Annotated in this window: 10 protein-coding genes; all 10 read right to left on the reverse strand. The window is 58.1% G+C overall.

Annotation, left to right across the window (positions count from 1 at the left end; genetic code table 11):
- Positions 1–362: hypothetical protein (locus RTK01_RS15410; protein WP_312281824.1), on the reverse strand; the 362-nt coding region annotated here is incomplete at its 3' end.
- A gap of 51 nt (positions 363–413) precedes the next feature.
- Entirely contained in the window at positions 414–1,421 is a 1,008-nt protein-coding gene (locus RTK01_RS15415) for a hypothetical protein (protein WP_312281825.1), read from the reverse strand.
- An 18-nt stretch (positions 1,422–1,439) separates the two neighbouring features.
- Positions 1,440–1,829 carry a hypothetical protein gene (locus RTK01_RS15420; RefSeq protein WP_312281826.1) on the reverse strand — a complete coding sequence of 130 codons (390 nt, stop codon included), beginning with the start codon at positions 1,827–1,829 and terminating at the stop codon, positions 1,440–1,442.
- An 18-nt stretch (positions 1,830–1,847) separates the two neighbouring features.
- The gene (locus tag RTK01_RS15425) at positions 1,848–2,783 is read right to left on the reverse strand and encodes a hypothetical protein (RefSeq protein ID WP_312281827.1); all 936 of its coding nucleotides are present in this window, start codon (positions 2,781–2,783) and stop codon (positions 1,848–1,850) included.
- A 62-nt stretch (positions 2,784–2,845) separates the two neighbouring features.
- On the reverse strand, positions 2,846–2,989 hold the full coding sequence (locus RTK01_RS15430; RefSeq protein WP_312281828.1) for a hypothetical protein: 144 nt from the start codon (positions 2,987–2,989) through the stop codon (positions 2,846–2,848).
- A 60-nt stretch (positions 2,990–3,049) separates the two neighbouring features.
- On the reverse strand, positions 3,050–3,235 hold the full coding sequence (locus RTK01_RS15435) for a hypothetical protein (protein ID WP_312281829.1): 186 nt from the start codon (positions 3,233–3,235) through the stop codon (positions 3,050–3,052).
- Positions 3,232–5,181: a hypothetical protein gene (locus RTK01_RS15440; RefSeq protein ID WP_312281830.1), complete on the reverse strand. Its 1,950-nt coding sequence runs from the start codon at positions 5,179–5,181 to the stop codon at positions 3,232–3,234. Before RTK01_RS15440 ends, RTK01_RS15435 begins: the two co-directional genes overlap by 4 nt.
- A gap of 12 nt (positions 5,182–5,193) precedes the next feature.
- Positions 5,194–5,706: a terminase small subunit gene (locus tag RTK01_RS15445; RefSeq protein ID WP_312281831.1), complete on the reverse strand. Its 513-nt coding sequence runs from the start codon at positions 5,704–5,706 to the stop codon at positions 5,194–5,196.
- A 176-nt stretch (positions 5,707–5,882) separates the two neighbouring features.
- Positions 5,883–6,146, reverse strand: coding sequence for a hypothetical protein (locus tag RTK01_RS15450; protein WP_312281832.1), 264 nt, complete (start codon positions 6,144–6,146; stop codon positions 5,883–5,885).
- The gene (locus tag RTK01_RS15455; protein ID WP_312281833.1) at positions 6,143–6,385 is read right to left on the reverse strand and encodes a hypothetical protein; all 243 of its coding nucleotides are present in this window, start codon (positions 6,383–6,385) and stop codon (positions 6,143–6,145) included. The genes RTK01_RS15450 and RTK01_RS15455 overlap by 4 nt, the downstream gene beginning before the upstream one ends.
- Positions 6,386–6,546: the final 161 nt, after the last annotated feature.

Below are 6,546 nucleotides of genomic sequence, written 5' to 3' on the forward strand. Positions count from 1 at the left end.
TTTTCCACGCTGTACGCCGTCATGTGCCGGTGCGTTCCGCCAATATCCTGATAGATTTCCTCGGCGTCCAAGGCCCGGAAGTCCGGGCAGTAGTCCTTCAGCTCCACCTGATAGGCTGTGTTCGGATTCACCGGCAGCGTAAGCTTTCCGTCTTCCTCCACCGCCTCCGCCGCGCCGGGCGAAATCTCAATGACAAACTGTCCGCGGATGGGAAGCTGCGCCGTCACTAATCCCAGCGCGTCGTTACACACCCCTGGCATTGCGTTGATGTACTCCAGATTTCCGTCGTCTTCCGTCAGCGTGGCACTCTCGTTGGAAAACATCAGTTGCAGCGTTTTAAGTTTCATTTCCGCCCAAGTCATGCAAAAGCCCCCTTTTTGGAAAAGCCCGGGAGAATTCCCCCGGGCTTTTGCTCACAGATTAGACCCGCCGGTCACGCCGCCCGCCAGTGCGAACCGCCAGTCCACGAAGCCTCCAGTGAAACGAGCAAACCCATTCCACAGGTTGTTGTCGTTGTTGTCGTCCACCACGGACTTCACATCCAGCTTGGTGCGGTCCAGAAAGACCGGCCCGTCCTGGTCCTCAAAAAATTTGCTGTCCAACAGGAACCACGGGGTGCCGGTGACGCCCATCACGCTCATCATGTAGGTGAGATACGGGTCCACCATCACGTTCCACCGGCCAAACTGGAAGTTGAAGGCATTATTGGCGGTGGTGGGGTCCTTATCCGCGCCGATGGCGGCAAACACCGCCCGCTTCAGAACGGGATCATTGGGAATCCAAATGGTGTCCGGGGCCACGCTCAAAAGCTCCCCGGTGTCTCCTTTTGTGTTCTGCATGGCCGTCTCCGCCGCGTCCAGCGCAGTCACGGAGAACACGTCCGCATACAGATTGCTCTGCTTCTTGTTGTCCACCAGATTGGGGTGAACCTTGGAAAACAGAGGCTGTTTGTCCGCCGAGGTGGTTTTGAACTTCTTTCCCTTGTAGTCCACGGTGGCCCCGGAGAGCCCGCCCAGATACAGCGCCCTGCCGAAGTTTTCCCGGGTGCGGTTATAGGCGGTCACCAGCTTGCTGGCTTTCTTTTTCATGGAACCGATTTTGTTGTCGTCTGCCATTTCCCGGGTGACCACAAAGCGGTTTTTCCAGGTCATATGCTCCAGCGTCTGGTCGAAGCCCTCCCCAAAATTGTTCTCGGGATAGGTCCCGCCCTCGCCCACGGGTTCAAAATCCTCCATGGCGGTGTCCCCGGTGTATTTCTCGCCAAAGTTGCGGCTGGTGTCCATGCGGAACAGATGCTTCAGCAGGCTCTGCTGCTCAAAACCCTCTCCCTTTTTTTCGATGTAGCTTTTAATGGGAAACTGGGATTTGCCAAACCGGCTGTCGTTCTGCGCGCCGGCAATGCTCACTGTGCAAAAGGCCATTGTTTCTATCTCCTTTCCTTAGAAGCTGACGATCACGACGGAATCCACCGTCTGACCGTCAATTCTTTTGATGGTTGCCACGCCGGAGGCTTTGGTGGCCGTCACCTGCAACGCGTCCGCGCTCAGAGTCACCTTGTCTCCCGGTGCCAGCGTCGCGCCCTCGGCAGGCGCTGCGCTGAGGGTTGTCTGAAAGTCCATATAGGACTGAACCTCCGCGCACGGGACCGTTCCGTTGCCGTCCGCCGGCCCCAGCGCGATATAGGTGGGCTTTGCGGTGGCGCCGCATTTAGTCAGCTTCCCTCCGGAGAGCACCAGCGCCTCCCCCGCCGTAAATGTTTCTCCCGCCGTTCCCGGCAGATACACGAAGGGCGCGGTCAGGCCGACGCCCATTTTCTTAGTGCTGAACATTGATAGCTCCTTTCTGCGTCAGCGGCAGGACTTCTCAAATTTGGACCAGTTTTTGGCGATTTCTTCGTCCGTGGCATCCGGGAACCACTCCCGATATGCCGCGGCATCCGCCGCCGGAACGCTGATCCCCGGCGCGCCCTCACCTGCGCCGCTGAGAAGGCCCTGCTTGCTGCGTGTTTGATTGATGGCGGTCTGTTTCGCGGCCGCCAGCCGTTTTTGTTCAATGTCTTTCCGATTTGCCAAATAAAACGCCTCTTCCAGCGTGTTTCCCCGCTGTACATACCGGTTAAACTCGGCCGCCGTGGGCATCTTCGCAATGTCCTCCAGCGGCTTGACGGCGGGGTCAATCGCGGTAATTTTCTGAAGCTCTTCCGCAATAGCTCCCTGTGCCTGCTGCTCCGCCGCCATGGCCTGCTGCGCTCTTGCGGCTGCCGCCGCCTGCTGCGCGGCGGTTACCGCCGGGTGCTGGGATACTCTCTGGTCAATGAGACTTTCAAGCACGTCCGGCTTGATTCCGGCCTCCTGCAACACGGTTTCCTGATTCTTCCGCTGCCGGTTCTCCTCGAAGGCCAGATATTCTGCCTCCGTAGTAATGGGCTTCCCAGTATAGGGGTCCGTCTGCCCCCGGAACATATCCGCATAGATTTTGTCCCGCCGCGCTTGGTTGGCCCGTTCATATGCCTCCCACTCGCGGTCCCGCCGCGCTGCCGCCTGCCGGTGCCGTTCCTCGGCGCTCTGCTCCGGCAGCTTGGCCGGTTCGTTCGTCTCTTCTGGAGGCGGATTTTCCAGGGGGCCCTCGCCCTCTTCCGGATTATCCGCGCCCGGCTGTTCCGGGTCGCCGTTCCCTTCGGGTTCCTGCCCGCTTTCCGCACCATCCGGCGTGAGAGGTTCGTCCTCTTCTCCTCCGTAATCTCCAAAAACCTCCTGATATTCAGGGTCCATTTCAAATGGCATATCTTTTCCTCGCTTTCATGGATTTTTCCGCTATCCCTGCGATTATGTTTGATAAAAAGGCGTTATTTTCCGCCCTTTGTGCCGGTGCGCAGGTCGTTGCCGGTCTGCTTCACGGTACCCTTCTTACTGGGCGCACTGCCGTTCGGTGCCTTCACAAACTGGCTCCCCTGATTTTTGATTCCGCCCGCATAGCCTTTGTTCTCCATGGTCAAATCCTCCCTTCCCTTGTATTCGGTCTTTTCCGCCGACCACGCGAATTGAAACGCTTATTCAAGCTTCTGCGCCAGCTCCTGCCGGCCAATCTCCGTCCCCCGGAGCTTGCATTGTGGATTCCTGCACTGGAAAACCAGCACCCGGAAAAGGCGAGTCTGATCGGTGGGGCTTTTGTCTCCCTCCACCCGGTTGTGGCTTTCGCTGATGATGGCGTCCATCCCGCATTTCGGGCATTTCATTGCATCTCACCCCCCATAATGTCCGCCGCGGACGGTGCAATTCCGGTCCCCGCGTCCATTCCCGGAACCATCGTCTGCGCGGCCTGCTGCTCCAATTGTTCCTGCAAGTTCTTTTTCACAAGAGAGGCCATGGGATAATGCTCTTTTTCCATGACCTCCCAGAACAGAATCAGGCTCCGCAGGTCGTTGGGCGGACCGTAGGCCCCCTGCTGCAAATTCATGCGGTTTTCCTGCCACAGCTTTTCCCGGTCCCCTGCCAGCGGTGCGGAAGCGTCGCAGGCAAACAGAAAGTTGTCGTTCCAGTAGGGCTGGCCCGCGTCGTCAAGCTCCAAAAAGTCCCACCGGTTGAATTCGCGATACTCCCGTTCTCCCCGGTCGTTGTAGCTCACCACCGGGCGCGGCTCGTCGGCATAAGCAAGCTTTAACTGAAAAATCATCTGGAACAGGTCCTGAAACATGGCCTGCTTCATCACCCGCTTGCTTTCCATCCGTCCGGCCGCCTGCTGTGCCGAAAACTGCTTTGCAACCGCCGACGTGGCCGTGGGGTCCTTGCGCCCCTGCATGGAATCCGTAACGCCGATGGTTTGCCGGGCCTGCTCATACACATTGCCCAGCAGCGCCAGATCCGCCGAGATGTCCACCTGCAAGTTTCGCGTCTGGATTTGCTCAATCTGCTCAGGCCTCGTCACCCGGGCCAGCATCAAATCCTGATCGCCTACCTCCAGTTTCAAATCCGCGGGCAGCGTCAATACGCTCCCGCCGCCTAAAACCTTCTTGTTGATTTTGGTGGATAGCTTGTTGGTGGCGTTCTGTTGGTCTTCAATGGCGTCCACGTCGCTGTGACCCAGAAACTCTCCGTAGAGGCTCACGTTTTTGCGGATAATCAGAGGGAAGCGGTCAGGCTTGTAATACGGAATCTTTGTGGGCGCCATCTCTATCGGCCCGGACGCCACGCCCACGGAATTCACCCCACCGGGCATCTGTCCCAGAATGCCGCCGGTCACATCCATGGGAAGCAGCTCCTCCGCCGCGCCCATTACCGGCTGTCCAAATTCGTCCAAAGCCGGGGATTCCGCCGGGATAATCTCTCCGTTACTCTTCACAATGTCGTCCGTCAGGGTTTCGTATTCCTCCACCCGCTCTTCAAAGCTTGCGGACCCGCACTCCCGGCATTTCACGCCATCGCCCACAGCCCCACACTTTTTGCAGATTTTCAGCCGCCGCGCCTGACAGTCCTTCAGATGTTCAAGCGGCGTGTCGCCCGCCCACACAAATCTTCCGATTCCTCCGTGCTCGTTGCGATAGTTGGCCATATGGATGGTCACAAGGCCCTCCGCCGCGCCGTCTCCGCCAACGTTCCGCAGCTCCGGGTTTTCTTCCGCTTCCTCCGCCAAATCAACGCCGTAGCGCCGCTTCACATAGCCCTTGGTTTTTTCGGCGTCGATGAAGTACCACTCCATGTCTTCCACGCTGTAAACGCCGTGCTGGGGGATGATTTTCTTTGGGTGCAGCTCCGTCAGCCGAATTTCCCCGATGCTGGTATGGGTACCTTGGGTCACATCCCATTCCGCCAAAAAGCCTTCTCCGCCCTGGATGGGGCAGGTGCGCTCCGAAATGTCCATCAGCCGCTCCATCGGCAGGCGGTTCAGTTCGTTCCGGATCATGTCCTCAATGATTTTTGCCAGCCATTCGTCTTTTTCCCGCACGGCCGTCACCTTTGGCTGGGGAATATTACTGTCCACCTGCGTTTCGATCAGTTCCATAACCAGATTGCGCACATGGGTGGCGTCGTCCGCTTTGCCGCCATTCGTGGCTTTAATCGTCCGGGACCCCCGGTATAACTCCTCCCGCCGGTCCATTCGTTCCAGCCGCTTCTGGTATTCGCTCTTATCACGGCGATACCTGCCCTCCCAGAGAGCAAGCAGGCCGTCGTCCCTTTTTTTCATGGCTACCTCCCGCTAAAATTCCCGGTCGTTACCGCCAGTCCGGGATAAAAACTCCTCCACCGTCTCCCCGGGCTTTTTCTCCGCCGCGCCCGGCTGCTTCATACCCAGAATCCCGGCCATCTGGTCCAGCGCTTTCAGCGCGCCCTTTGCGTCAAACTGCCACTCCCCGCCGGGGACCCACGCGTGGGCTTCCGTATCCCAGACCATCACCGGCTCTTTTTCCATGCACCGGCAGTAAATCTCAAAGCAGGAGAGCTGGATGAACTCCGGCGTGATTCCCTTGCTCTCGAAAATTTCCCGAACCTTCCGGTCCCGGTATTCTTTGATTTCCGGTCGGCGCAGCAGCTTCCATGCCTGACTGGCCGCGCTGGTTTCCTCATACCCGGCGCGGATGGCCGCCTGTGTCCCGTTGAAATCCCGCAGATACTCAAACACAAACAGAACGTGCTGGTCCTTCAGCAGCTTTTCCAGCTTCTCCATGGGCAGGGCCCGCAGCTCTTCGGGCGTCAGCGCCTTTTTTGCCATCCTCTCTCCCTCCCCGGCTGCAAGTCACAAGTCTCTTGTTAATTCCATGGTAGCACAAAGAGGTGTGTTGTTGCCGTCAACTTCAAAACCCGAAATCGACTGCCTCACAGTCAATTCCGGGTTTCTGCACTTTGATGGTACTTTGAACAAATTGTGAACACCCGGTTTACAGTCACCTACCAGCTTTCATAAAACCGCATTCGCGCCCGCTGCAATACGCTCTCACTGACGTGATACTTCATCGCCACGCCGGTTATTCCGTTCTGTGTAGTCAGCAGCTCCCGCAGAGCGCAGTGATACACGCCTGCCGTTTGAATGCACAGGCGTTCAAATTTTTTCTTTATCCATGTTGGTTGCTCCTGAAGATTCAGACAAGTGTAATAGATCATCCCCTGCTTCTCCTCCGGCAGAGAAACGCCCCGCAGTTTTTTAAAGCTCACACGCGCCGCCTCCCTCCGCCGCGTCGCTCATGCTCGGGTACAGGCGGCGCCAGTTTCCGGGCCTCCGGCATCAGAAAGCGAACGTAATGCGTTCCGATGGCCGGTATGTACTCTCCGTCGTCAAGGCAGGTGCAGCGGGACGGAATCAGTAGCCGCCCGTCCGCGCCCAGCTTCAGCGTGGGCATTCCCTTCCTCTTGTGGCGGTTGTAGTCCTGAATTGCCTGTGTCGTCCGCTCCACATCCACGCAGTCCGGCTTCAGCAGGTTCCGGCTGGGGTTCCCCCGCCTTTCATCCGGCAGGCACCGGGCCTGCCTGCACCGGTAGACTGCTCGAGCGGGCTAGTCGCCCTGATGGCGCAAAAGCTGCACGTCCGCGGTACCATAGCCCCACATCTCACGCA

The organism is Oscillibacter sp., assembly GCF_031978065.1.
Taxonomy (GTDB): Bacteria; Bacillota; Clostridia; order Oscillospirales; family Oscillospiraceae; genus Oscillibacter.